The organism is Pseudomonas chaetocerotis (assembly GCF_015712105.2).
GTDB classification, from domain to species: Bacteria; Pseudomonadota; Gammaproteobacteria; order Pseudomonadales; family Pseudomonadaceae; genus Aquipseudomonas; species Aquipseudomonas chaetocerotis.
This window is the reverse complement of the sequence record NZ_JACFYX020000015.1, coordinates 99,014-124,321: the sequence shown is the minus strand read 5'-3', so window position 1 is coordinate 124,321 and position 25,308 is coordinate 99,014. Positions and strand designations below refer to the sequence as shown.

Genomic DNA, 25,308 nt, shown 5'->3' with positions numbered 1-25,308 from the left:
TGTAAAGAGCGACATCCACCCTACGCAGTCGTGCGTAGTCCGTAGGGTGAACACCGTGCGCACCACCCTGGAAGCATCGGTGCGCACGGCGCACCCTACGTGGCTTCATCCTATCCAGGTGCGTAGGGTGGATCACGCTTCACCGATCCACCGTTGTGGTGGATGTAAAGAGCGATATCCACCCTACGGGCATTCTCAACCGTGCGCGCAGTGAGCGGGTATATCGACTGGCGCCTGATCAGGTGCTGCGGCTGGCGAAGAAGTTGCACGATCTGTTGGCCAAAAGCTCATAAAACAAGCTGTAACCCGCATATCTTCTGGGTTCGTGGCGGTTTTGAAAAAGTGCTTTTCAGTCACAATCCATGCTTTATACTCGGCCTTCGGCTGCAGCAAGAACGCGAATCGCTTGACCTGCTCCATGCTCGATTGCCGGGGGTGGCGAACGCTGAGAAGAACGTTTTTACCGAGCCGTCAAAGCGCCTTCGGGACAATAAAAACATAGCGAGTTTGGAGAAGTTGGTAATGGCAGATCGTGAGACGGGAACCGTCAAGTGGTTCAATGATTCCAAGGGTTACGGGTTCATTCAGCGCGAAAGCGGCCCGGACGTATTCGTTCACTACCGCGCCATTCGCGGCGACGGCCACCGTACCCTGGTCGAAGGCCAGAAGGTCGAGTTCGGTGTGACCCAGGGCCAGAAAGGCCTGCAGGCGGAAGACGTTTCTGCGGTCTGAGCTCCAACTCGAAATACAACAAGGCCCGTCGATGACGGGCCTTGTTGTTTGTGGTGTACGGTAGTTCGCGAAAGCATGGGCCAGCGCGGACGTGTAGCCCGGATGAAATCCGGGAAATGCGCTGGCCCCCGGATTTCATCCGGGCTACGGGCTGTCGGTTCAAAAAATTCGCAGCGCGAGACTTGCCCTCTCCCGCCCTTCGGGCACCCTCGGCTTGGGCATCCTGCGTCGCTCTACCTCCTGCATCCATGCAGTCGTCTCCCATAAATGGGAGAGGTTCATCAGATGGCCGCCAAGCGGCCGCTTTCATTCAGTACGCCAGACGATCTCGGTTTCACCATCGGCATCGACCTTGATCCAGCGGTCGGCCTCTTCATCGCTTTCATCTTCGACCCAGGTGCCTGGTGCGCAGCGCACCTGCACGCCGAGCGCAGCATGGGCGGCGCGGGCGCAGGCGAGGTCGTCGACCCAGGGGGTGGCGTCGCTTTCCAGGTACAGGCTGTGCCATTTGCCCACGGCTTTCGGCAGCCAGGTCACCGGCACGTCACCGGCCTTGCACTTGAAGGTTTGGCCCTTTTGCTGCCAGTCGCTGCATGGGCCGAGGGCCTCACCCAGCCATTGCGCCACGGCATCGCGTTCGGCGTCTTTCAGGTAGATTTCGATATCGGGTTGGCGCATGGCTTCTGGTCCTGAGGGCTGGTGCACTAAGTTCTGACGATCCAATCGTAGCGGATGGCGACGGTAACTTCGAAGGGCTCGGCGATCACCGCTTCGCGGCGTTCAGCGCTGGCACGCCAGCCGTGTGGGGTCATGGCCAGCAGGTCGGCGCGAGCCTGAGCGTCAGCCAGGTACAGCGGGAATTCGAGGGTTTCGCTATGGGCCAGGTGCATATCGGGCGGAATCAGCGCCAGGTGCTTCTCGTCGTCATAGTCACGCACTTCGTCGTAGAGCTTCTGCCGCAATTCCATCAGGTGCACGCGGGTCGGGCCCATGCGCAGCAAGCCGCCACCGGGGGCGAGCAAACGCCTGGCCTCGCTCCAGTCTAGCGGGCTGAAAACGCTGGCAAGCAACTCGCAACTGGCATCGGCCAGCGGCACGCGGGCCATGCTCGCCACCAGCCAGCTGAGGTTGGGAGCACGTTTGCACGCGCGTTTGACCGCCTCACGGGAGATGTCCAGGGCGTAGCCGTCTGCGGCGGGCAGGGCGCGGGCAATCTGTTCGGTGTAGTAACCCTCGCCACAGCCGATATCCAGCCAGCGCGCCGGATTGTAGTCGGTGGCCAGCGCGGCCAGACGTGCAGCCAGCGGTGCGTAGTGACGACCTTCGAGAAAGCGTCGGCGTGCCTCGACCATGGCAGCGTTGTCGCCGGGGTCGCGGCTGTTCTTGTGCTGCACCGGCAGCAGGTTGTAGTAACCCTGGCGTGCGCGGTCGAAGCTGTGCCGGTTGCTGCAGATCAGGCCGCTGTCACTCGGCTCCAGCGACGTCTGGCAGATGGGGCAAATCAGCATGGGCGTGCAAGTCGCGTCGCGACTTCCTCCTTGAGTCCTTCTCCCTCGGGGAGAAGGTGGCGCGCAGCGCCGGACGAGGGCAATGGGCGGATCAAGTTGGCTGAGGCGGCGCCTGGCATCGGATGTGACCCGCCCATCATGCCAGCAACTTCACCATGGTCTGGTAGTAAACCTCGGTCAGCAGATCCAGGTCGCTGGCCAGCACGCGTTCGTTGATCTGGTGGATGGTGGCGTTGACCGGGCCGAGTTCGACCACCTGGGTGCCCAGGGTGGCGATGAAGCGGCCGTCGGAGGTGCCGCCGCTGGTGGATGGCGTGGTGGCGCGGCCGGTGACGCTCTTGATGCTGGCGGCCACAGCGTCGAGCAATTCGCCTGGCTGGGTGAGGAAGGGCAGGCCGGACAGCGCCCACTCCAGGTGGTAGTCCAGGCCGTGCTTGTCGAGGATGGTGGTGACGCGCTGCTGCAGCTCCTCGACGGTGGATTCGGTGGAGAAACGGAAGTTGAACACCGCTTTCAGCTCGCCGGGGATGACGTTGGTGGCGCCAGTGCCGGCGTTGAGGTTGGACACCTGGAAGCTGGTCGGCGGGAAGTAGTCGTTGCCGTGATCCCAGTGCTCGGCGGCCAGTTCGGCCAGCGCCGGGGCGGCCAGGTGAATCGGGTTCTTCGCCAGGTGCGGGTAGGCGACATGGCCTTGCTTGCCGTACACGGTCAGGGTGCAGCCGAGCGAGCCGCGACGACCGTTCTTCACCACGTCGCCGAGCAGGGTGGTGCTCGACGGCTCGCCGACGATGCACCAGTCCAGGCGCTCGTTGCGCTCGCGCAGGCGTTCGACCACCGCCTTGGTGCCGTGCTGGGCCGGGCCTTCTTCGTCGCTGGTGATGAGGAAGGCGATGGCGCCCTTGTGGTTCGGGTGGTCGGCGACGAAGCGCTCCACTGCGATGACCATGCTCGCCAGACTGCCCTTCATGTCGGCCGCGCCACGGCCGCAGAGCATGCCATCTTCATCGATGCGCACGTCGAACGGCTGGTACTGCCAGGCATCCAGCGGGCCTGTGGGTACCACGTCGGTGTGGCCGGCAAAGCACAGCACCGGCCCATTCGTCTCTGAGGCGCCGCCACTGCGTTTGGCCCAGAAATTCTCCACCTCTTCGATGCGCATGTGCTCGACCTCGAAGCCGCAGGCGGCCAGGCGGCGCATCATCAGCTCCTGACAACCTTCGTCGACCGGGGTCACGGACGGGCGGCGGATCAGGTCGAAGGCGAGTTCCAGGGTCGGGGTGAGGGTGGCGGTCATTGCGGCTCCGGTGCGGCGGCTAGCGTGAAGGCCGGCCATATTACCGTGAAAGTCGCGCAGCGACGCCATCCTTGATGCCCTTCTCCCAGCGGGAGAAGGTGGCGCGAAGCGCCGGATGAGGGAGGGCCGTCGGGGGCCGATGCGGCAAGCGCGTTAAAGTAAAGATCGTTACCGATCAGGTCATAAGGCGCGTCGCGCGGTGTATTCGCGGTCAATGCGGTTGGCTATGACAGACCGACGGCTGACCTGTGCGGCGGGCTTGGGTGGGCAGGGTGCTATCCCTATAATGCGCGGCTTGGTTCGGGGGGTGTAATGGGTACTGACGATCAGCGATTCGGCGGCATAGCCCGGCTTTACGGCCAGGAGGGCTATCAACGACTGGCAGCGGCGCACGTGGCGGTGGTCGGCATCGGCGGCGTGGGCTCATGGGCGGCCGAGGCGCTGGCGCGTTCGGGCGTCGGCGAGATTTCCCTGTTCGACCTGGACGACGTCTGCATCACCAACACCAATCGCCAGGTGCACGCCATCGAAGGCGCGGTGGGCAAGGCCAAGGTCGACGAGATGGCGGCGCGCATCCGCGCCATCAATCCGGCCTGCGTGGTGCATGCGGTGGCGGATTTCGTCACCCGCGAAACCATGGCCGAGTACATCACCGAGCAGCTCGACGGGGTGATCGACTGCATCGACAGCGTGCCCGCCAAGGCGGCGCTGATCGCCTGGTGCAAGCGGCGCAAGATCCAGATCGTCACCACCGGCGGCGCGGGTGGGCAGGTCGACCCGACGCAGATTCAGGTCACCGACCTGAACAAGACCTTCAACGACCCGCTGGCGGCCAAGGTGCGCAGCATGTTGCGCCGCGATTATGGCTTTTCGCGTACGCCGGGGCGCACCTACAGCGTGCCCTGCGTGTTTTCCACCGAGCAATTGCGCTATCCCAAGCCGGACGGCACGGTTTGTCAGGCCAAGGGTTTCGTGGGTGAGGGTGTGAAGCTGGACTGCGCTGGCGGTTTCGGCGCGGTGATGATGGTCACCGCCAGCTTCGGCATGGCCGCTGCGGCCAAGCTGGTAGACAAACTGGTAGCCGGCGCCCGTCGTCCGGCAGAGCGCCAATCGAAGGCTTGAGAAGCGCCCGGGCGCGGCGTTTGACTATGCTGGGCGAAGGGAGAGGTTGCAGTAGCCGACAGGGAGACGTCGAACATGACCGTATCAGAGGTGATTTGTGTCGTACCTGTTTTATAGCGTCGCACAGAGAAGACGCTGGGCACGGATGCTCGCCTCACTGATGCTGCCTGTTTTGCTGGTAGCCCTGGGGCCCGTTCAGGCCGAGGCGCGAAAGCTGCGTATCGGTACCGGCGACTGGGCGCCTTATGTCGACCAGGAGCGCAGTGATGGTGGCGCTCTGGCGCGACTGATCAGCGCGGTGTTCGCAGAAGAGGGTTACCAGGTCGAATTCATCTTTCATCCCTGGGACCGCAACGTACTGATGCTGCAGCAGGGCCAGTTGCACGCGATCATGCCCTATAGCTGCAGCCCCAGTCGGCTCAATTACGGCATCTGTAGCGACCCGCTGGTGCGTGGGGAAATTGTCCTGTTTCATCGTCGCGATCAGGCGTTCGACTGGACCTCGGTCGAGGACTTGCTGAAGTATCACATCGGCACGACGCTGGGGTACTCCTACGGCCCGGCGTTCGACGAGGCATTGCAGGCCGGCCGTCTGAGCGTCGAGCAAAATGGCAAGGAGGACACCAGCTTTCGTCTTCTGGAGTTAGGCCGCATCGACCTGCATCCTCAGGACCGTGCTGTTGGCTATGCGATGTTGAGTCGTTTGTTTCCGGACGATGGCGGTAATATCGTGCATCATCCGCGTCAGTTGAATACCGAGCCGCTGCGCTTGCTATTTCGCAAGGACGATCCTCAGAGCGTCAAGCTGCTGCGCGTGTTCAATGCCAGGCTGCGTGACTTTGCCCGGCGTGGTGACCTGCAGCGTCTACAGCAGGCGCTCAATTCCGGTAACGCCGATGACTGGAAGCCCAGTACCTCGGCCCATGCCGGGCGGAACTGAACCGCACCTACCTCCTCCTCCAAGAGTTTTCTGCATGCTCAATAACGATGTACTGCGCAGCCTGCGCTACCTGCTGGATGTCAGCGATGGCAAGCTGGAAGAGCTTTGCCGGTTGGCGGACTATCCCGTCGAGCCGGGTCTGATCCCGGCCTGTCTGCTGCGTGAGGACGAACCCGGTTATCGATCCTGCAGCGATGTGCTGCTGGCGCACGTGCTTGAAGGCCTGGTGTTCTACAAGCGTGGCAAGGACGATAGCCGGCCGCGCCTGGCGGTGGAAAAACGCCTGAGTAACAACCTGATCCTGAAGAAGCTGCGCGTGGCCTTCGAGCTGCGTGACGACGATATCCAGGTGATTCTGCAATTGGCTGACCTGCCGATGACCAAGACCGAGCTCAGCGCTCTGTTCCGCGCACCGGGTCACAAGCATTTTCGCGAGTGCGGCGACCAGATTCTGCGCAATTTTCTGCGCGGGCTGACGCTACGTGAGCGGGGCTGAACCCCCGCTGCACATTGCCCAAGGATGTTCTGAAAAACCAGTTTTCATCACGCCCGCGAACGCGGGAGCACAGGAAGTTCGCAGGTCCTGTATTTCCGCCTGCGCGGGGATGACGGCTTTTTCAGTGTTTGCCTAGATGAATTCGGGGGTTGGCCGCTGCCGGCGGCGCGGGACCAGCAATATGCCCAGGGCCACTCCCAGAAAACTGGTCAGCAGATCCCCTGCGATGGCGCCTGCGCTTTCCCAGCCAGTCTCAGGCAACAGGCAGTCGTAGCTGACGCTGGTGAGCGCAGCGGATTGCACGGGCTGCTGATCCAGCGGTTGTCCCAGGTTGTACTGGGGTATGGCAGCCCAGTCGTCATGGATACGCTGCGTTTCTTCTGGGCTGCATAGATTGCTGTAAAAACTGATGCTGCCAAGAGCTATCAAGCCGAACGCGACCAAGCCGCTGCTGACGAGGCGCCGATTCGGCGCGATCAGCGCCAGGCAAATCCCGGCAAGCAGACCGGACAAGAGCAGGATCAAGATGAAGGGATGCAGCGGCAGCGCTTCGTAGAAGGCATCCGGCAGAAATGCCAGTATTGCTCCAAGCAACTGTGGGCCGACGTAAACCAAGGCGATGCTGAGCAGGGCGGCTAGCCCTATGCGGATAAAGACAGGCATGACTCGCTCCATGAGTTAGGGGGAGGCGAGCATACATCATCGACGCAGGGCGAGGCGGAACCTGCTTCTAGCTTTCTTGCGCCAGCTCGCGCATACGCTGCAGCACTGCATTGAGACCATTGCTGCGTGACGGCGAGAGCTGCCGTTGCAGGCCCAACTGGTTGAACCAGTCGACCAGGTCGAGCGCTGCCAGTTTGTCACCGCTGAGCCCATCGACCCGGGCCAGCAATACGGCAAGCAAACCGCGCAGTAGACGAGCTTCGCTGCCAGCGCGGAAATGCCAGATGCCATCCTGGTTTTCTGCCACCAGCCAGACCAGGCTCTCGCAACCATGCACGCGGTGCTCATCGACGCGTTCGGCATCACTCAATGGCTCCAGACGCTCGCCCCATTGCATCAGCAGGCGCGCGCGCTGCTCCCAGCCGGGGCAGGCGCTGAAGGCGTCGAGCGCTTGTTGGGCGGCAGGTGGCAGGCTCATCTTGAAATGCTACCTGTGCCCGCAGGAGTGGCTGGGCGGCATTGTGCTTCAGCCGCAAATGACAATGATGCCGGGCATTTCGTGGCTGAAGCCGTCCCTACGACGAACCACTGGCCGCGCTTCATCGCAGCAGCTCCAGAGCGTTATCCAGGGCGCTGAAGAATCGCTGCAGATCCTCGCTGTCGTTGTACAGGCCGAGCGAGACGCGAATCGCACCACTCAGGCCGAGGCCTTTCATCAGTGGCATGGCGCAGTGATGACCTGCTCGCACGGCGATACCCTGCTCGGTCAGCAAGTGGGCCAGGTCGGCGTTGTGCACGGCCTCGACGCAGAAACTGGCCAGCGCCAACTGCGGCGCGCCCAGCAGGCGAACACCGTCACGCGCTTGCAGGCCGGCCAGCAGCTCGGCATGCAGAGCCGCTTCATGCTGACTCACGGCCAGGTGATCCTGGCTGCCCAACCAATCCAGTGCAGCGCCCAGGGCGATGACCCCTGAAACCGCGGGTGTGCCGGCCTCGAACCCCAGTGGCGCAGGGCGAAAGCGCGCGTCGTGGTAGTCGGCATCGAGCACCATCTCGCCGCCGAGTTGCCAGTGCTGCAGTTGGCCCAGCGCTTCGCGGCGCCCATACAGCAGGCCGATGCCATCCGGGCCGTAGAGTTTGTGCGACGAACACACGTAGAAGTCGCAGCCCAGCGCCTGCATGTCATGACGACCATGCACCGCGCCTTGGGCGCCGTCGACCACGCTGAGTGCGCCTTGCGTGCGAGCCAGGCTCAGCAGCTCGCTCAGCGGTTGCCAGCGGCCGAGTACGTTGGACAGCTGCGAAACCGCCAGCAGGCGGGTGCGTGGGCCGATCAGGCGAGCCGCTTGCTGCAGATCGATGCTGCCGGTGTTATCCAGCGGCAATACCAGTAGCTCGAGATTGCGCCGCTTGGCCAGTTGCTGCCAGGGCAGCAGATTGGCGTGGTGCTCCAGCGCGCTGACGACGATTTGCTCGCCAGGCTGCAGCAGATGCTCCAGGCCATAGGCAAGCAGGTTCAGTGATTCGGTCGTGCCACGGGTAAAAATGATCTCTTCGGCGCTGGCCGCGTTCAGCCACTGCGCCGCCTTGCTGCGTGTCGCCTCGAAGGCGCGGGTGGCACGTTCGCCCGGCAGGTGCTGGGCACGATGCACATTGGCCACGCCGCTGGCCAGGTAATCGAGCAGGGCATCCAGCACCGCCTGCGGTTTCTGCGCAGTGGCGGCGCTGTCCAGATAGGTCTGGCCTTCGGCTTCGAGGGCGGCAATGCCGGGGAAGTCGGCACGCCAGGGGGAGATCAGTGACATGAGGAGCCTATCCCGTAGGGTGCGCCATGCGCACCAGGTCGCATGGCTGAGCGGTGCGCACGGCGCACCCTACGTGGGATCAATTGTGGGCGTGCAGGGCTTCGTTCAGCTCAATGGCCGACTTGTGGGTCTTGCACTCCACGGCGCCGGTCAGCGAGTTGCGACGGAACAGCAGGTCCGGCTGGCCCGCCAGGTCGCGCGCCTTGACCACCTTGACCAGGGCGTTGCCTTCGTCGAGCAGGTTCACCTTGGTGCCGGCGGTGATGTACAGGCCGGCTTCGACGGTGTTGCGGTCGCCCAGCGGGATGCCGATACCGGCGTTGGCACCGATCAGGCAGCCTTCGCCGACGCTGATGATGATGTTGCCGCCGCCGGACAGGGTGCCCATGGTCGAGCAGCCGCCGCCCAGGTCCGAACCCTTGCCGACGAATACGCCAGCGGACACGCGGCCTTCGATCATGCCCGGGCCTTCGGTGCCACCGTTGAAGTTGACGAAGCCTTCATGCATCACGGTGGTGCCTTCACCGATGTAGGCGCCCAGGCGCACGCGGGCGCTGTCGGCGATACGCACGCCGGCCGGCACCACGTAGTCGGTCATTTTCGGGAACTTGTCCACCGAGAACACCTCCAGCAGCTCGCCCTTCAGGCGGGCTTCCAGCTGGCGCTCGGCCAACTCGGCGAGGTCGACGGCGCCCTGGCTGGTCCAGGCCACGTTGGGCAGCAGCGGGAAGATACCGGCCAGGCTCAGGCCATGAGGCTTGACCAGGCGGTGCGACAGCAGATGCAGCTTGAGGTAGGCCTCCGGAGTGCTGGTCAGCGCGGTATCTTCAGCCAGGAAGGTGGCGACCAGCGGATTATGGCTTTCGGCCAGGCGGGTCAGCAGCGCCGCTTGAGCGGCGTCCACGCCTTTCAGCGCTTCGGCCAGGTCAGCGGCCTGTGTGCTGGTAAAGGCGATGGCCTGGTTGCCGCCCTGGTAGCCGAGCTTCTCGGCGGCCTTGGCCACCAGCTCGCTGGCCGGGTTGAGCAGCGGCTGGGCGTAGAAGACTTCCAGCCAGTTGCCCTGGCGGTTCTGGGTGCCAACACCAAAGGCGATGCTGTAAAGGGAGGTGCTCATTAGATAGGGTTCCTTGCAACGAAATCGGGTGAGAGTGATCAGGCCAGCGCGGCTTGGTAGTTATCCGGCTTGAAACCGACCAGGGTCTTGTCGCCCAGGTCGAGTACCGGGCGCTTGATCATCGACGGTTGGGCCAGCATCAGTTCGATGGCCTTGGCCTGGTCGAGATCGGCTTTATGCGCGTCATCCAGCTTGCGGAACGTGGTGCCAGCGCGGTTCAGGACGGTCTGCCAGCCATGCTCGTTGCACCACTTTTCCAGATTTTCACGGTCGATTCCGACGCTCTTGTAGTCGTGAAAGGCATAGTCGACCTGATGTTCATCGAGCCAGGTTCTGGCCTTTTTCATGGTGTCGCAGGCCTTGATGCCATACAGGACGTAACTCATTGATCTTCCTCTGATGAGTGGCGTGCCGGAAGGTCCGGGAAATACGGCGGGCCATTATGCCACGTCGCGTCCTGACGTGGCGGCGGCTCTCGCTGCGATGTGTTACAGGGCCGGCACTCGCCAGCCAGCGGCGATAACAGATACGCGTAGCCCGGATGCAATCCGGGAAGCCGTATGCGGGCCATCCCCGGATTGCATCCGGGCTACGGAGTCGAAAGCTCGCGGCTAAAGTCTCTCCTGCAAGCCAAGTAGCTGTGGGAGGGACTTTAGCCGCGACAGTTGAAGTGGCTCAGGCGTTGCGAATGAAGCGGGCGATGCGCTCGGCGGCCTCGATGCACTCGGCCAGTGGCGCCACCAGCGCCATACGCACGCGGCCGGCGCCCGGGTTGACGCCGTTCACTTCACGCGACAGGTACGAGCCAGGCACCACGGTGACGTGCTCGGTGGCGAACAGGTCGCGGGTGAACAGGGTGTCATCACCCGGTGTGCGTGCCCACAGGTAGAAGCCGCCATCGGGGCGCTGCACGTCCATCACCGGGGCCAGTATGTCCAGCACGGCAGCGAACTTCTCGCGGTACATGTCGCGGTTGTTGCGTACATGCGCTTCGTCATTCCAGGCGGCAACGCTGGCCAACTGGGTTTGTACCGGCATGGCGCAGCCGTGGTAGGTGCGGTACAGCAGGAAGTGCTTGAGGATGCTGGCGTCGCCGGCGACGAAGCCCGAGCGCAGACCCGGCAGGTTGGAGCGTTTGGACAGGCTATGGAACACCACGCAACGGGCGAAATCGCTGCGGCCCAGTTCGGCGCAGGCGCTGAGCAGGCCGGGCGGTGGTGCGTCCTCGTCGAAATACAGTTCGCTGTAGCACTCGTCGGCGGCGATGACGAAGTCATGCTCGTCGGCCAGGGCGATCAGCTTCTTCAGCGTCTGCACCGGGATCAGCGCGCCGGTGGGGTTGCCTGGCGAGCAGAGGAACAGAATCTGACAGCGCTTCCAGATCTCGGCCGGCACGGCGTCGAAGTCCGGATTGAAGCCGTGGGCTTCCAGACACGGCAGGTAGTGCGGCTCGGCGCCGGCGAGAAACGCTGCGCCTTCGTAGATCTGATAGAAGGGGTTGGGGCTGACCACCAGGCCCTTGGCGTTGCGGTCGACCACCGCCTGTGTGAAGGCGAACAGGGCTTCGCGCGTGCCATTGACCGGTAACACATGGCGGGCGGCATCCAGCCAGCCACTCGGCACGCCGAAGCGGCGCTCGCACCAACTGGCAATGCTCTGGCGCAGTTCCGGCAGGCCTATCGTGGTCGGGTAGACGGCGAGCTTGTCGAGATTGGCGGTCAGCGCCTGGCCGACGAACTCGGGCGAGCGATGCTTGGGTTCACCGATGGACAGGGCGATCGGGCGCTTGTCGGCGGCCGGCTTCACGCTGCCGAGCAGTTCGCGCAGTTTCTCGAAAGGGTAGGGCTGGAGCTGGTCGAGGGCTGGATTCATCGTTATCTCGCGTACTTCGGAAAACGGGGCGGCGCGATCATATGTTGATCTGCAGGGTTTGCGGCTGAGCGCTGGGCTCGGACAGGCGGCGGACGATGGTTTCCTGCAGGCGCGCGCAGAGTTCGGGGTCGGACAGCGGCTGGTTGTTGGCGTCGGTGACGAAGAATACGTCCTCGACGCGCTCGCCGAGGGTAGCGATCTTGGCGTTCTGCAGCGACAGGTCGTATTCGAGGAAGATTCGCCCGATCCGCGCCAGCAGGCCGGGCCGGTCCGGTGCGGTCAGTTCGAGGATGGTCACCGGGCGCTGCGCGTCGTTGTGGATGGTCACCTGCGGTGCGAAGGCGAAGTGCTTGAGCTGGCGCGGTACGCGGCGCTGGATGATGGTCGGGTAGTCGTCCGGGTTCTTCAGCGCTTCGATCAGGCCTTCGCGAATCTGCTGGATGCGTGCCGGATTGTTGCCGATCGAGCCGCCGTCGGCATCCAGTACCACATAGGTATCGAGGGTGAACTGGCTGGTGGAGGTGATGATCCGCGCGTCGTGAATGTTCAGGTTGAGCTGGCTCATCGCGGCCACGGTCACGGCGAAGAAGTCGTGCTGGTCCGGTGCGTAGATGAAGATCTGCGTGCCGCCTTCGAACTCGCGCTGGGTGGTCTCCTTCATCAGCACCAGCGGGCCGCCATCGTTGGGGTGCTGAAGAATGGCATCGGTATGCCAGGCCACGTCGGTGGCGGTGTGGCGCAGGAAGTAGTCGTCGCCGAGCTGGCTCCACAGTTGTTCGGCATCGTCCGGGTCGGTGCCGCCACGTACCAGGGTGTCCAGGGCCGCGCTCTGGGTCTGGCGAATCTGCTCTTCACGATCCAGCGGGTTTTCCAGGCCACGGCGCAGGGCGCGCTTGGTCTCGGTGTAGAGCTGGCGCAGCAGGCTGGCGCGCCAGGAGTTCCAAAGGCTGGGGTTGGTGGCGTTGATGTCGGCCACGGTCAGCACGTAGAGGTAGTCCAGGTGGGTCTGGTCGCCAACGAACTGGGCGAAGTCGTGAATCACCTGTGGGTCGGACAGGTCCTTGCGCTGGGCGGTGGTGGACATCACCAGGTGGTGCTGCACCAGCCAGACGATCAGTGCGCTGTCCCAGGCCGGCAGGTGATGACGCCGGGCAAAGGCCTCGGCATCCACCGCCCCCAGTTCCGAGTGATCGCCACCACGCCCCTTGCCGATGTCGTGATACAGGCCGGCGAGGTAGATCAGCTCCGATTTGGGCAGTCTTTCGATCAGCTTGCTGGCCAGCGGGAACTTCTCCGCCAACTCCGGCCAGCGGAACTTGCGCAGGTGCTTGATCAGGTTGAGTGTGTGCGCGTCGACCGTGTAGATATGGAACAGGTCGTGCTGCATCTGTCCGACGATATGGCCGAACTCCGGCAGGTAGCGGCCAAGAATGCCGTAGCGGTTCATCCGGCGCAGGTTGCGGTGAATGCCTTCCTTGCACTTGAACAGTTCGATGAACAGGCTGGTGTTGCGGATGTCCTTGCGGAACTCGTCATCGATCAGGTGGCGGCTGTCGCGCAGCAGGCGGATGCTGTCGGCGCGTACACCCTTGATTTCCGGGTGCTGCGCCATCAGCACGAAGATCTCGATGATGGCGAAGGGCGTGCGCTTGAAGACGTTCGGGTGGGTGACTTCGATGTAGCCGTCGCGCACCTGGAAGCGGCTGTTCAGGGGCGTGGCCGGGCCGCTTTCACCGGCGCGCAGTATGACTTCCTCGAAGTGCTGGTTGATCAGGTCCGACAGCTCGGAAATCCCCATCACCACGCGGTAGTACTTCTGCATGAAGTGTTCAATGCTGCGCTTGCCGTCGCCGTCCTGATAGCCGAACAGGGCGGCGATCTTCACCTGGTAATCGAACAGCAGACGGTCCTCGGCGCGCCCGGCCAGCATGTGCAGGGCGTAGCGCACCTTCCACAGGAACTCCTGGCTGGAGGAGAGCAGGGCGTATTCGCTTTCCAGCAGGAAGCCGTGGCTGACCAGGGCCTGCAGATTGAGCGTGCCGAATTGGCGGCGCGCCACCCAGAGCACGGTCTGGATATCGCGCAGGCCGCCAGGTGAGCCCTTGACGTTGGGTTCTAGGTTGTACTCGGTGTCGTTGTACTTGCCGTGGCGCGCCTTGCGTTCCTCGCGCTTGGCCAGATAGAAGTGCTTGCTCGGCCACATGGCGTCGGTGCTGGTCACCTGCTGCATGCGCTGGCGCAGGTGCTCCGGGCCGGCGATGGTGCGGCTTTCCATCAGGTTGGTGATCACCGTCAGGTCGGCGCGCGCCTCTTCGGCGCATTCGTCGACCGAGCGCACGCTCTGGCCGACTTCCAGGCCGATGTCCCAGAGCAGGGTGAGAAAGCCTTCGATGGGCTCGCGAAAGATTTCGTGATCACTGCTGTCGAGCAGGATCAGCAGGTCGATATCCGAATAGGGGTGCAGCTCACCGCGGCCGTAGCCGCCAACGGCGAGCAGGGCGATGTCGGCATCTTCACTCCAGGTGAAGCGTTTCCAGGCTTCCTGCAGGATCTGATCGACGAACCAGGCGCGGTCTTCGACCAGGCGGCGAATGTCGCGACCGGCCCGAAAGCGCGCATCCAGCACGTCATGCGCGCCGCGGATGGCCTTCTTGAATGCAGCGATGGGGCTGGATTTCAGGGCCAGCTCGGCCTGGAACTGACCACGGTCAAACAGTTCGGGGTCCATCTGCGGCATGCAGTTGCCTTCCTTATATAGGGTGGGGTGCGCTGTGCGCACCACAAGCTTCAATAATGCGCACGGCGCACCCCACGGATGGTGATCAGGCCGAGGTGCGCGGCAGGGTGTCGTCGCTGCGCAGGGTCAGGATCTCATAGCCGTCAGCGGTGACCAGCACGGTATGCTCCCATTGTGCCGAAAGCTTGCGGTCCTTGGTGATGGCGGTCCAGCCGTCGCCGAGCAGGCGGGTTTCCGGGCGGCCCTGGTTGATCATCGGCTCGATGGTGAAGGTCATGCCTTCCTTGAGCTCCATACCGGTACCGGCCTTGCCGTAGTGCAACACCTGCGGCTCTTCATGGAATACCGCGCCGATGCCATGGCCGCAGTATTCGCGGACCACGGAGAAACCGTTCTTTTCCGCGTGCTTCTGGATGACTTCGCCGATATCGCCCAGGCGGGTGCCGGGTTTGACCAACTCGATGCCTTTATACATGCATTCCTGGGTGACCTTGGCCAGGCGCTCGGCCCACTCGGCGACCTTGCCGACCATGAACATCTTGCTGGTATCGCCGTGGTAGCCGTCCTTGATCACGGTGACGTCGATGTTCAGCACGTCGCCGTCTTTCAGCGGCTTGTCATTGGGGATGCCGTGGCACACCACATGGTTGATCGAGGTGCAGATCGACTTGGGGAAGCCCTTGTAATTGAGCGGTGCGGGAATGGCCTGCTGCACGTTGACGATATAGTCGTGGCAGATGCGGTCGATTTCCTCGGTGGTGACGCCTGGCTTGACGTGTTCACCGATCATCTCCAGCACTTCGGCGGCCAGGCGGCCGGCCACGCGCATTTTCTCGATTTCTTCGGCGGATTTGATGGTGACGGTCATATGAAGCTCTCGGGCACGAACGGAAAGGGCGATATATTAGCAGCTTCACCGTGCCAGCCCCAAAGGCGCTGCAACCGCTGCGAGGCGTTACTGCGTTGTTTGCCAGCTTTTGTAGCCTGAGCCGGCATTGTGTGGTATAAAACGCGCCGCTTTACGGGCACTAAGCCCGAAAGCTCAAACCCACACACGTATCGACACGGTTTCCTGGGTGCCTTTCGACAAGTTCGAGGGTTGGAAGCTGGGATACGTGGAGGCCTAACCCGACTTATCAAGGAACTACCATGTCCCAAGTCAATATGCGCGATATGCTGAAGGCCGGTGTGCACTTCGGCCACCAGACCCGTTACTGGAACCCGAAAATGGGCAAGTACATTTTCGGCGCGCGTAACAAGATTCACATCATCAACCTCGAAAAAACCCTGCCGATGTTCAACGAAGCCCAGGCTTTCGTTGAGAAGCTGGCTGCTGGCAAGAACAAGATCCTGTTCGTCGGCACCAAGCGTTCCGCTGGCAAGATCGTTCGCGAAGAAGCTGCTCGTTGTGGCTCGCCGTTCGTCGATCACCGCTGGTTGGGTGGCATGCTGACCAACTACAAGACCATCCGCGCCTCGATCAAGCGTCTGCGTGAGCTGGAAGTTCAGTCCCAGGACGGTACTTTCGCCAAGCTGACCAAGAAAGAAGCCCTGATGCGTACCCGTGATCTGGAAAAACTGGATCGCAGCCTGGGTGGTATCAAGGACATGGGCGGTCTGCCGGACGCTCTGTTCGTGATCGATGTTGACCACGAGCGCATTGCTATCACCGAAGCCAACAAGCTGGGCATCCCGGTTATCGGCATCGTCGATACCAACAGCAGCCCGGAAGGCGTTGACTACATCATCCCGGGTAACGACGACGCCATCCGCGCCATCCAGCTGTACATGGGTGCCATGGCCGACGCCGTGATCCGTGGTCGCAGCAATGCTGGCGGCGGCACTGAAGAGTTCGTCGAAGAAGCCGCGGCTGCCGAGAGCGCCGAAGGCTAAGCGGTAACGCAAAGCATCTAGCGTTACGCGCTGTGCAAGAAGGGGGCTAAGCCCCCTTTTTGCCACTCACAGATTTGATCGCCCGCCATGCGGGTGAATGGTTGAAGACCTACCGAGAGGATTTTCAAGATGGCAGAGATTACTGCAGCCCTGGTTAAAGAACTGCGCGAGCGTACTGGCGAAGGCATGATGGATTGCAAAAAGGCCTTGACCAAGGCTGGCGGCGACATCGAAAAAGCCATCGATGACATGCGCGCCTCCGGCGCCATCAAGGCCGCCAAAAAGGCTGGCAACGTTGCAGCTGAAGGCGCTATCGCCGTCAAGGCCGACGGTCAGGCCGCGGTCCTAATCGAAGTCAACTCGCAGACCGACTTCCTGGCTCTGCAGGACGACTTCAAGAACTTCGTCACCAGCAGTGTGGACAAGGCATTCGCCGACAAGCTGACCGATGTCGCTCCGCTGATCGAGGCTCAGGAAGCCGAGCGTACCGCTCTGGTTGCCAAAGTAGGCGAAAACGTCAACATCCGTCGCCTTGTGCGCGTTGAGGGTGACGTTGTCGGTTCCTACCTGCACGGCAACAAGATTGGTGTTGCCGTTGTCCTGAACGGCGGCGACGTCGAGCTGGCCAAAGACATCGCGATGCACGTTGCTGCAAGCAACCCGGAGTTCCTGCTGCCAAGCGATGTTTCGGCTGAAGCAATCGAGCGCGAGAAGGCTGTCTTCCTGCAACTGAACGAAGAGAAGCTCAAGGGCAAGCCTGCCGATATCGCCGAGAAGATGGTTGCTGGCCGTATCTCCAAGTTCCTGGCAGAAGCCAGTCTGGTCGAGCAGGCGTTCGTCAAGAACCCTGAGGTCAAGGTCGGTGAGCTGGCCAAGAAGGCCGGCGCTGAAATCGTTTCCTTCACTTACTTCAAAGTAGGCGAAGGCATCGAGAAGCCGGTCGACAACTTTGCTGAAGAAGTTGCTGCCCAGCTGGCCGCCAGCAAGCAGTAATCGGTTTTTCGGCATGTGCCCCAAAGAGGCTGCCCGTTTACGCGGGCGGCCTCTTTGCCGAATAAGGGGTGACGAATAAAGTATCGGTCGTTTCAACGAACGGCCGTTGGCGCTGTCGAAGTGCCGGATAACTGCAGCCCTCAGAGGCGCTGCTGACGAATTTCATATCGCCGCAGGAGAGACTTGCAATGGCTCAGCAGACAACTGGTCGCCAACCTCGCTACAAACGCATTCTGCTCAAACTTAGCGGCGAAGCCCTGATGGGCTCGGAAGATTTCGGCATCGATCCCAAGGTGCTCGATCGCATGGCGCTGGAAGTCGGCCAACTGGTCGGTATCGGCGTGCAGGTTGGTCTGGTGATCGGTGGTGGCAACCTGTTCCGTGGCGCGGCGCTGTCCGCAGCCGGCATGGATCGCGTCACCGGCGACCACATGGGCATGCTGGCCACCGTGATGAACGCGCTGGCCATGCGTGATGCGCTGGAGCGCTCGAACATCCCGGCCATCGTCATGTCGGCGATCTCCATGGTCGGCGTGACCGATCACTATGACCGCCGCAAGGCCATGCGCCACCTGAAGACCGGTGAGGTGGTGATTTTCGCTGCTGGCACCGGCAACCCCTTCTTTACCACCGATTCGGCTGCCTGCCTGCGCGCCATCGAAATCGATGCGGACGTGGTACTGAAGGCGACCAAGGTCGATGGCGTGTACACTGCCGACCCGTTCAAGGACCCGCATGCCGAGAAGTTCGAGCGCCTGACCTATGACGAGGTGCTCGATCGCAAGCTGGGCGTGATGGATCTGACCGCCATCTGCCTGTGCCGCGATCACAACATGCCGCTGCGGGTTTTCAACATGAACAAGCCCGGCGCACTGCTTAACGTTGTAGTGGGTGGCGCCGAAGGAACTCTGATCGAGGAGGATGCACAATGATCAACGACATCAAGAAAGACGCTCAGGAGCGCATGGGCAAGTCCCTGGAATCGCTGGGTCGTAACCTGGCCTCCATTCGAACCGGTCGTGCCCACCCAAGCATTCTCGATAGCATCAAGGTGCCGGCCTGGGGTAGCGACATGCCGCTCAATCAGGTGGCAGCGATCACCGTTGAGGATGCGCGCACCCTGAAGATCGTTGCGCATGACAAGACTCTCAGTGCCGCCATCGAGAAGGCCATCATGACCTCCGATCTGGGTCTGAATCCGAGCAGCGCCGGTACCACCATTCGCGTGCCGATGCCTGCGCTGACCGAGGAAACCCGCAAGGGCTATACCAAGCAGGCGCGTGGCGTCGCCGAAGATGCCAAGGTCGCTGTGCGCAACGTGCGTCGTGATGCCCTGGCCGAGCTGAAGAAACTGTCCAAAGCCAAGGAAATCAGCGAGGACGAAGAGCGTCGCGCCGCTGACGAGCTGCAGAAGATCACCGACAAGTTCATCGGTGATGTCGACAAGGCGCTCGAGGTCAAAGAAGCGGACCTGATGGCCGTTTGACGGCTGGGCGCCCATACATGGACAAGAACAAGCAGGGGGCGGTGCCGCGGCATGTCGCCATCATCATGGATGGCAACAATCGTTGGGCGAAGAAGCGCCTGTTGCCGGGTGTGGCTGGGCACAAGGCCGGGGTCGATGCGGTTCGCGCAGTGATCGAGGTGTGTGCCGAGTCGGGCGTCGAGGTACTGACCCTGTTCGCCTTCTCCAGCGAGAACTGGCAGCGTCCGGCCGACGAGGTCGGTGCGCTGATGGAGTTGTTCCTGGGGGCGCTGCGTCGTGAGGCCAGGCGCCTGCTGGATAACGACATCAGCCTGCGCATCATTGGTGATCGCTCGCGTTTTCATCCCGAGTTGCAGGCCGCCATGCGCGAAGCCGAGCTGCTGACGGCTGGCAATCGTCGTTTCATCCTGCAGATCGCGGCCAACTACGGCGGTCAGTGGGATATCGCCCAGGCCGCTCAGCGCCTGGCGCGTGAAGTGCAGGCGGGTCATTTGCAGCCCGAGGACATCACCCCGCAATTGATCCAGGGCTGTCTGGCTACCGGTGACCTGCCTCTGCCCGACCTGTGCATCCGTACGGGCGGCGAGCGCCGCATCAGTAACTTCCTTCTTTGGCAGTTGGCTTATAGCGAGCTGTACTTCTCCGACCTCTATTGGCCGGACTTCAAGCACGAGGCCATGCGCAAGGCGCTGGCTGATTTCGCTACCCGCCAGCGTCGCTTCGGCAAGACCAGCGAGCAGGTGGAAGCTGAGGCGCGCTCTTAATGTTGAAACAACGAATCATCACGGCGCTGGTGCTGTTGCCCATCGCCCTGGGCGGTTTTTTTCTGCTCGACGGCGGTGCCTTTGCCCTGTTCATCGGTGCGGTAGTCACGTTGGGGGCCTGGGAATGGGCGCGCCTGGCGGGGTTCGAGGCACAGCCCAAACGCGTAGCCTATGCCGCAGTGGTGGCCGTGTTGCTCGGTGCGCTTTACCTGGTTCCGGTGTTCGCGCCAGTGCTGTTGGCGGTGGCGGTGTTGTGGTGGTTGGCAGCGACCTTCCTGGTGCTGACCTACCCCGATAGCAGTCGTTACTGGGGTGGTGTGCCGGGGCGTTTGCTGATCGGCTTGCTGATCCTGCTGCCGGCCTGGCAGGGGCTGATCCTGCTCAAGCAGTGGCCGCAGGCCAATGCGCTGATCATCGCGGTGATGGTGCTGGTCTGGGGGGCGGACATCGGCGCCTATTTCTCCGGTAAGGCCTTCGGCAAGCGCAAGCTGGCGCCCAAGGTCAGCCCGGGCAAGAGTTGGGAGGGGCTCTATGGTGGCCTCGCAGCCAGCCTGTTGATCACCCTGTTGGTCGGGCTGCAGCAAGGCTGGTCCGTCAGTGGGCTGCTGCTGACTCTGGCAGGTGCTGCTGTGGTGGTGCTGATTTCCGTGGTTGGCGATCTGACCGAGAGCATGTTCAAGCGTCAGTCCGGGATCAAGGACAGCAGCAATCTGCTGCCGGGGCATGGTGGAGTGCTGGATCGCATCGACAGTCTGACGGCGGCCATTCCGCTGTTCGCTGCATTGCTCTGGCTGGCAGGCTGGGGTTCGCTGTGAGCGCAGTGCAGCAGGTCACCGTGCTGGGGGCGACCGGGTCCATCGGCCTCAGTACGCTGGATGTGATTGCGCGCCATCCCGGGCGCTACAGCGTTTTCGCGCTGACGGGCTTTTCGCGCCTGGCAGAGTTGCAGGTGTTGTGCGTGCAGCATCGGCCGCGCTACGCGGTGGTGCCTGATGACGTTTCTGCGCTTGAGTTGCAGAACAATCTGCTTGCTGCCGGGCTGGCGACCGAGGTACTGGTCGGCGAAGCAGGGCTGTGCGCGGTATCTGCCGACGCCGCCGTCGATTGCGTGATGGCGGCCATCGTTGGCGCTGCAGGCCTCAAGCCAACGCTGGCGGCGGTGCAGGCCGGCAAGAAAGTGCTGCTGGCGAACAAGGAAGCGCTGGTGATGTCCGGCGCCTTGTTCATGCAGGCGGTCAAGCAGAGTGGGGCGGTGCTGTTGCCTATCGACAGTGAACACAACGCCATTTTCCAGTGCTTGCCCGGTGACTATTCGCGAGGGCTTCCAGCTGTTGGTGTGCGTCGCGTACTGCTGACGGCTTCTGGTGGGCCTTTTCGCGAAACGCCGTTGGCCGATCTGGAGTGCGTCACTCCAGAGCAGGCCTGTGCGCATCCGAACTGGTCGATGGGGCGCAAGATATCGGTCGATTCGGCCAGCATGATGAACAAGGGGCTCGAGTCGATCGAGGCCTGCTGGTTGTTCGATGCCCGCCCCGAGCAGATCGAAGTGGTCATCCATCGGCAGAGCGTGATTCATTCGCTGGTCGATTATATCGACGGGTCGGTGCTGGCCCAGTTGGGTAATCCGGATATGCGCACGCCCATCGCTCATGCGTTGGCCTGGCCGGAGCGCATCGACTCGGGCGTATCGCCTCTGGACCTGTTTGCCGTCGGTCGTCTGGATTTCGAGCGCCCCGACGAGCAGCGTTTTCCCTGTCTGCGCCTGGCGCGGGAGGCGGCGCAGGCCGGTGGCAGTGCACCGGCGATGCTCAACGCCGTCAATGAGGTGGCGGTCGAGGCTTTCCTGCAGCGGCGCATCCGTTTCGTGGATATCGCGCGTATGATTGAGTCCGTGTTGAACGCCCAGCCTGTGCAGGCTGTCGAAGCGCTCGATGCGGTATTCGAGGCCGATGCCCGTGCGCGTGAACTGGCTGGGCAGTGGCTAGCTGGTCGTTGATGACGCCCGTATCGGCCTGGCCGGAACTTGAGCGGCTCGTAGAGCTGGAGAAGTGAAATGAGTGGGTTGTACATGCTGCTTGGCACCCTGATCGCACTGGGTGTCCTGGTGACCTTTCACGAGTACGGACACTTCTGGGTTGCTCGGCGTTGTGGCGTCAAGGTACTGCGCTTCTCCGTTGGCTTCGGCACACCGCTGTTGCGCTGGCACGATCGCCAGGGCACTGAATTCGTGGTGGCGGCCATTCCGCTGGGCGGTTACGTCAAGATGCTCGACGAGCGCGAGGGCGATGTACCACCTGAGCTCGTCGAGCAGTCCTTCAATCGCAAGAGCGTGCGTCAGCGCATCGCTATCGTGGCTGCAGGTCCTCTGGCCAATTTCCTGCTGGCGTTGTTGTTCTTCTGGTTCGTCGCCATGCTCGGCAGTCAGCAGGTGCGGCCGGTTATCGGTGGTGTGCAGCCGGACAGCCTGGCGCAAGTGGCCGGGCTGCGTGCAGGGCAGGAGATCGTTGCGGTCAACGGCGAGGCCACCAGCGGCTGGGCGGCGGTCAATCTGCAACTGGTAAGTCGTCTGGGTGAGAGCGGTACGCTCGATCTGCGTGTGCTCGAGCCGGGCTCTACCGTCGAGACGTCCAAGCAGGTGCAGTTGGACAACTGGCTGCGCGGTGCCGACGAGCCGGACCCGATTGGCTCGCTGGGCATTCGTCCCTGGCGTCCGGTGCTGGAGCCGGTGCTGGCAGAGGTCGATTCCAAGGGGCCTGCCCATGCAGCGGGTCTGCAAGCCGGAGATCGACTGCTGGCGCTCGATGGTGAGCCGCTAGCCGATTGGCAGGACCTGGTCGACCGTGTGCGGGCATTGCCGGGCGAAGCGGTCACGTTGCGCTTCGAGCGCGCCGGGCAAGCGCAGGACGTGCAGCTGACGCTGGCTTCGCGCGTAGAAGGGGAAGCCCGCAGTGGCTACCTGGGTGCGGGTGTGCAGGGCGTCGAATGGCCGCCGGAGATGCTTCGTGAGGTGCGCTTCGGTCCGCTCGAGGGGGTTGTCGAAGGCATGCGGCAAACCTGGTCCATGAGCCTGCTGACCCTCGATTCGCTGAAGAAAATGCTGTTCGGAGAGCTCTCGGTAAAAAACTTGAGTGGGCCGATAACCATTGCTAAAGTGGCGGGCGCTTCAGCTGAGTCAGGGCTGGGGGATTTCCTGAAATTCCTTGCATATCTGAGTATTAGCTTGGGGGTTCTCAATCTGCTGCCCATTCCCGTACTGGATGGTGGGCATCTGCTGTTTTATCTGGTCGAGTGGGTGCGTGGTCGCCCCTTGTCTGAGCGGGTTCAGGGTTGGGGGATGCAGATCGGCATCAGTCTGGTCATCGGGGTCATGTTGCTTGCCCTGGTCAACGACCTCAGCCGCCTGTGAGCATTGCTGAATACGTTCTTGAGATTTAAAAGAAGTGTCGCTTGAGCGGCAGTTTTTATCGTCAGTTGGAATAAGAAAGGACTTCATGAAACGTCTGCTGCTACCTGCGGTACTGTCCGCATTGATGATCGCCGAAGTTCACGCCGAGTCCTTCACCATCTCCGATATACGCGTCAACGGCCTGCAGCGGGTATCCGCCGGCAGCGTATTCGGCGCACTGCCCCTGAATGTGGGCGAACAGGTCGATGATCGCCAGTTGGTCGATGCCACTCGCTCCCTGTTCCGTACCGGCTTCTTCCAGGATATCCAGCTCGGTCGCGATGGCGACGTGCTGGTGGTTACCGTGGTCGAGCGTCCTTCCATCTCCGGTATCGAGATCGAAGGCAACAAGGCCATCACCACCGAAGATCTGCTCAAGGGCCTGAACCAGTCTGGTCTGGCCGAGGGCGAGATCTTCCAGCGTGCCACCCTCGAGGGTGTACGCAACGAGCTGCAGCGCCAGTATGTCGCTCAGGGGCGCTATTCGGCCGAGATCGAAGCCGAAGTGATTCCGCAGCCGCGTAACCGCGTGGCGCTGAAGATCACCATCAACGAAGGCACCGTTGCTGCCATCTCCCACATCAACGTGGTCGGCAACACCGTGTTCTCCGATGAAGATCTGGTCGACCTGTTCGAGCTCAAGACCACCAACTGGTTGTCGTTCTTCAAGAACGACGACAAGTATGCCCGCGAGAAACTGTCCGGTGACCTCGAGCGTCTGCGCTCCTACTACCTGGACCGCGGCTACATCAACATGGATATCAGCTCCACCCAGGTATCCATCACCCCGGACAAGAAGCACGTCTACATCACCGTCAACGTCGAAGAGGGCGAGAAGTACAGCGTCCGTGACGTGAAACTGTCCGGTGACCTCAAGGTCCCGGAAGAAGACGTGCGTGCACTGCTGCTGGTCAAGGAAGGGCAGGTCTTCTCACGCAAGATCATGACCACCACCAGTGAGCTGATCACCCGCCGCCTGGGTAACGAAGGCTATACCTTCGCCAACGTCAACGGCGTGCCGGAAGCGCACGACGAGGACAACACCGTCTCGATCACCTTCTTCGTCGATCCGGGCAAGCGCGCCTACGTCAATCGCATCAATTTCCGTGGCAACACCAAGTCCGAAGACCAGGTACTGCGCCGCGAAATGCGCCAGATGGAAGGTGGCTGGGCCTCGACCTACCTGATCGACCAGTCCAAGGTGCGTCTGGAACGTCTGGGCTTCTTCAAGGAAGTCAACGTCGAAACCCCGCAGGTGCCGGGTACCGATGATCAGATCGACGTCAACTACAGCGTCGAAGAGCAGCCGTCCGGCTCCATCACTGCCAGCGTCGGTTTCGCCCAGAACGCCGGTCTGATCCTCGGTGGTTCGATCAGCCAGAACAACTTCCTCGGTACCGGTAACCGCGTCAGCATCGGCCTGACCCGTAGCGAATACCAGACCCGATACAGCTTCGGCTTCGTTGACCCCTACTGGACCGTCGATGGTGTCAGCCTGGGTTACAACGCCTTCTACCGCACCACCGATTACGATGAGCTCGACGTCGACGTATCCAGCTACTCGGTCGACAGCCTGGGTGCAGGTATCAACATCGGCTATCCGATCAGCGAAACTGCGCGTCTGACCTACGGCCTGACCGTGCAGCAGGACAGCATCGACACCGGCCGTTACACCGTCGACGAGATTTTCGATTTCATTGACGCCGAGGGTGACAATTACCTGAACTTCAAGGGTTCCATCGGTTGGTCCGAGTCGACCCTGAACCGTGGTGTGCTGGCCAACCGTGGTCATTCGCAGAGCCTGGTGCTGGAAACCACACTGCCAGGTAGCGATCTGTCGTTCTACAAGCTCGACTACCGTGGTCAGCTGTTCACCCCGATCAGCGACAACTACACCCTGCGCTTCCATACCCAGCTGGGTTATGGCGACAGCTATGGCTCTACCGCTGAGCTGCCGTTCTACGAACACTACTACGCGGGTGGCTTCAACTCGGTGCGTGGCTTCGAGGACAGCAGTCTGGGCCCACGCAGCACGCCTAGCACGGGTACCAAGCCCGGCACACTGGCTGACCCGGATCAGGATCCGCTGCCGTTCGGTGGTAATGTTCTGGTGCAGGGCGGTGTGGAGATGCTGTTCCCGCTGCCGTTCGTCAAGGATCAGCGTTCGCTGCGTACCGCCTTGTTCTGGGACGTGGGTAACGTCTTCGATACCAACTGCTCGTCGACTCAGAAGAGGCTCAGCGAGAGCTGCGACATCGATTTCAGTAACCTGGCCAGCTCCGTGGGTGTTGGTCTGACCTGGATCACTGCGCTGGGCCCGTTGAGCTTCAGTCTGGCCATGCCGATCAAGAAGCCGGATGATGCCGATACTCAGGTATTCCAGTTCTCTCTGGGGCAAACCTTCTAATCTCGTTTCACAGAAAGCCAACAGTTTTGTTGCAGGA

The 25,308-nt window shown here is 62.1% G+C and carries 24 protein-coding genes; 13 read left to right on the top strand and 11 right to left on the bottom strand.

Annotation, left to right across the window (positions count from 1 at the left end; all coding sequences use genetic code 11):
* The first annotated feature begins 522 nt into the window (after positions 1–522).
* Positions 523–732, top strand: coding sequence for a cold-shock protein (locus H3221_RS22640; RefSeq protein ID WP_004423973.1), 210 nt, complete (start codon positions 523–525; stop codon positions 730–732).
* Positions 733–1,038: 306 nt separating this feature from the next.
* Here H3221_RS22640 and H3221_RS22635 read toward each other — a convergent pair whose 3' ends face one another.
* The 3 genes from H3221_RS22635 to dapE form a co-directional block, all read right to left on the bottom strand.
* Positions 1,039–1,410, bottom strand: a complete 372-nt coding sequence (locus H3221_RS22635) for a hypothetical protein (protein WP_196475975.1) — start codon at positions 1,408–1,410, stop codon at positions 1,039–1,041.
* A 26-nt stretch (positions 1,411–1,436) separates the two neighbouring features.
* On the bottom strand, positions 1,437–2,240 hold the full coding sequence (locus H3221_RS22630; protein ID WP_196475974.1) for a putative RNA methyltransferase: 804 nt from the start codon (positions 2,238–2,240) through the stop codon (positions 1,437–1,439).
* Positions 2,241–2,376: 136 nt separating this feature from the next.
* Positions 2,377–3,534 (bottom strand): succinyl-diaminopimelate desuccinylase, encoded by a 1,158-nt coding sequence (gene dapE, locus H3221_RS22625; protein ID WP_196475973.1) that lies wholly within the window; start codon positions 3,532–3,534, stop codon positions 2,377–2,379.
* 312 nt (positions 3,535–3,846) lie between these two features.
* Here dapE and tcdA point away from each other — a divergent pair, with 312 nt between their 5' ends.
* The 3 genes from tcdA to H3221_RS22610 all read left to right on the top strand — a co-directional run bounded on the left by tcdA (position 3,847) and on the right by H3221_RS22610 (position 6,092).
* Positions 3,847–4,656 carry a tRNA cyclic N6-threonylcarbamoyladenosine(37) synthase TcdA gene (gene tcdA, locus H3221_RS22620; protein WP_196475972.1) on the top strand — a complete coding sequence of 270 codons (810 nt, stop codon included), beginning with the start codon at positions 3,847–3,849 and terminating at the stop codon, positions 4,654–4,656.
* 145 nt (positions 4,657–4,801) lie between these two features.
* A complete protein-coding gene (locus H3221_RS22615) occupies positions 4,802–5,596 on the top strand; it encodes a substrate-binding periplasmic protein (RefSeq protein ID WP_196475971.1) in 795 nt (264 codons plus the stop codon).
* A gap of 34 nt (positions 5,597–5,630) precedes the next feature.
* The gene (locus tag H3221_RS22610; protein ID WP_192985553.1) at positions 5,631–6,092 is read left to right on the top strand and encodes a YehS family protein; all 462 of its coding nucleotides are present in this window, start codon (positions 5,631–5,633) and stop codon (positions 6,090–6,092) included.
* 132 nt (positions 6,093–6,224) lie between these two features.
* Here the strand turns inward: H3221_RS22610 and H3221_RS22605 are convergent, their stop codons facing one another.
* The 8 genes from H3221_RS22605 to map all read right to left on the bottom strand — a co-directional run bounded on the left by H3221_RS22605 (position 6,225) and on the right by map (position 15,151).
* Positions 6,225–6,755 (bottom strand): hypothetical protein, encoded by a 531-nt coding sequence (locus H3221_RS22605; protein WP_196475970.1) that lies wholly within the window; start codon positions 6,753–6,755, stop codon positions 6,225–6,227.
* Positions 6,756–6,822: 67 nt separating this feature from the next.
* Positions 6,823–7,233: a SufE family protein gene (locus tag H3221_RS22600; protein WP_196475969.1), complete on the bottom strand. Its 411-nt coding sequence runs from the start codon at positions 7,231–7,233 to the stop codon at positions 6,823–6,825.
* Positions 7,234–7,354: 121 nt separating this feature from the next.
* Positions 7,355–8,560: an aminotransferase class V-fold PLP-dependent enzyme gene (locus H3221_RS22595; protein WP_196475968.1), complete on the bottom strand. Its 1,206-nt coding sequence runs from the start codon at positions 8,558–8,560 to the stop codon at positions 7,355–7,357.
* 79 nt (positions 8,561–8,639) lie between these two features.
* Positions 8,640–9,674, bottom strand: coding sequence for a 2,3,4,5-tetrahydropyridine-2,6-dicarboxylate N-succinyltransferase (gene dapD / locus H3221_RS22590; RefSeq protein WP_196475967.1), 1,035 nt, complete (start codon positions 9,672–9,674; stop codon positions 8,640–8,642).
* 38 nt (positions 9,675–9,712) lie between these two features.
* Positions 9,713–10,060 carry an ArsC family reductase gene (locus tag H3221_RS22585; RefSeq protein ID WP_196475966.1) on the bottom strand — a complete coding sequence of 116 codons (348 nt, stop codon included), beginning with the start codon at positions 10,058–10,060 and terminating at the stop codon, positions 9,713–9,715.
* A 289-nt stretch (positions 10,061–10,349) separates the two neighbouring features.
* A complete protein-coding gene (gene dapC / locus H3221_RS22580) occupies positions 10,350–11,546 on the bottom strand; it encodes a succinyldiaminopimelate transaminase (protein WP_196475965.1) in 1,197 nt (398 codons plus the stop codon).
* Between the two features lie 37 nt (positions 11,547–11,583).
* The gene (locus tag H3221_RS22575; RefSeq protein ID WP_196475964.1) at positions 11,584–14,283 is read right to left on the bottom strand and encodes a [protein-PII] uridylyltransferase; all 2,700 of its coding nucleotides are present in this window, start codon (positions 14,281–14,283) and stop codon (positions 11,584–11,586) included.
* Between the two features lie 85 nt (positions 14,284–14,368).
* Positions 14,369–15,151: a type I methionyl aminopeptidase gene (map, locus tag H3221_RS22570; protein WP_045735080.1), complete on the bottom strand. Its 783-nt coding sequence runs from the start codon at positions 15,149–15,151 to the stop codon at positions 14,369–14,371.
* A 281-nt stretch (positions 15,152–15,432) separates the two neighbouring features.
* Between map and rpsB the strand changes: the two genes are divergently transcribed.
* The 9 genes from rpsB (at position 15,433) to bamA (ending at position 25,271) form a co-directional block, all read left to right on the top strand.
* Positions 15,433–16,176 (top strand): 30S ribosomal protein S2, encoded by a 744-nt coding sequence (gene rpsB / locus H3221_RS22565; protein WP_017674791.1) that lies wholly within the window; start codon positions 15,433–15,435, stop codon positions 16,174–16,176.
* Between the two features lie 129 nt (positions 16,177–16,305).
* A complete protein-coding gene (tsf, locus tag H3221_RS22560; RefSeq protein ID WP_196475963.1) occupies positions 16,306–17,169 on the top strand; it encodes a translation elongation factor Ts in 864 nt (287 codons plus the stop codon).
* Between the two features lie 188 nt (positions 17,170–17,357).
* Positions 17,358–18,101 (top strand): UMP kinase, encoded by a 744-nt coding sequence (pyrH, locus tag H3221_RS22555; protein ID WP_004424012.1) that lies wholly within the window; start codon positions 17,358–17,360, stop codon positions 18,099–18,101.
* Positions 18,098–18,655, top strand: a complete 558-nt coding sequence (frr, locus tag H3221_RS22550) for a ribosome recycling factor (protein ID WP_196475962.1) — start codon at positions 18,098–18,100, stop codon at positions 18,653–18,655. The genes pyrH and frr overlap by 4 nt, the downstream gene beginning before the upstream one ends.
* Positions 18,656–18,672: 17 nt before the next feature.
* Complete coding sequence (gene uppS, locus H3221_RS22545) at positions 18,673–19,419, top strand: polyprenyl diphosphate synthase (protein ID WP_196475961.1); 747 nt, start codon at positions 18,673–18,675, stop codon at positions 19,417–19,419.
* The gene (locus tag H3221_RS22540) at positions 19,419–20,234 is read left to right on the top strand and encodes a phosphatidate cytidylyltransferase (RefSeq protein ID WP_196475960.1); all 816 of its coding nucleotides are present in this window, start codon (positions 19,419–19,421) and stop codon (positions 20,232–20,234) included. Before uppS ends, H3221_RS22540 begins: the two co-directional genes overlap by 1 nt.
* The gene (gene ispC, locus H3221_RS22535; protein WP_196475959.1) at positions 20,231–21,415 is read left to right on the top strand and encodes a 1-deoxy-D-xylulose-5-phosphate reductoisomerase; all 1,185 of its coding nucleotides are present in this window, start codon (positions 20,231–20,233) and stop codon (positions 21,413–21,415) included. The genes H3221_RS22540 and ispC overlap by 4 nt, the downstream gene beginning before the upstream one ends.
* Positions 21,416–21,472: 57 nt before the next feature.
* On the top strand, positions 21,473–22,825 hold the full coding sequence (gene rseP / locus H3221_RS22530) for a sigma E protease regulator RseP (RefSeq protein ID WP_196475958.1): 1,353 nt from the start codon (positions 21,473–21,475) through the stop codon (positions 22,823–22,825).
* A gap of 85 nt (positions 22,826–22,910) precedes the next feature.
* Positions 22,911–25,271: an outer membrane protein assembly factor BamA gene (gene bamA, locus H3221_RS22525; protein ID WP_196475957.1), complete on the top strand. Its 2,361-nt coding sequence runs from the start codon at positions 22,911–22,913 to the stop codon at positions 25,269–25,271.
* Positions 25,272–25,308: the final 37 nt, after the last annotated feature.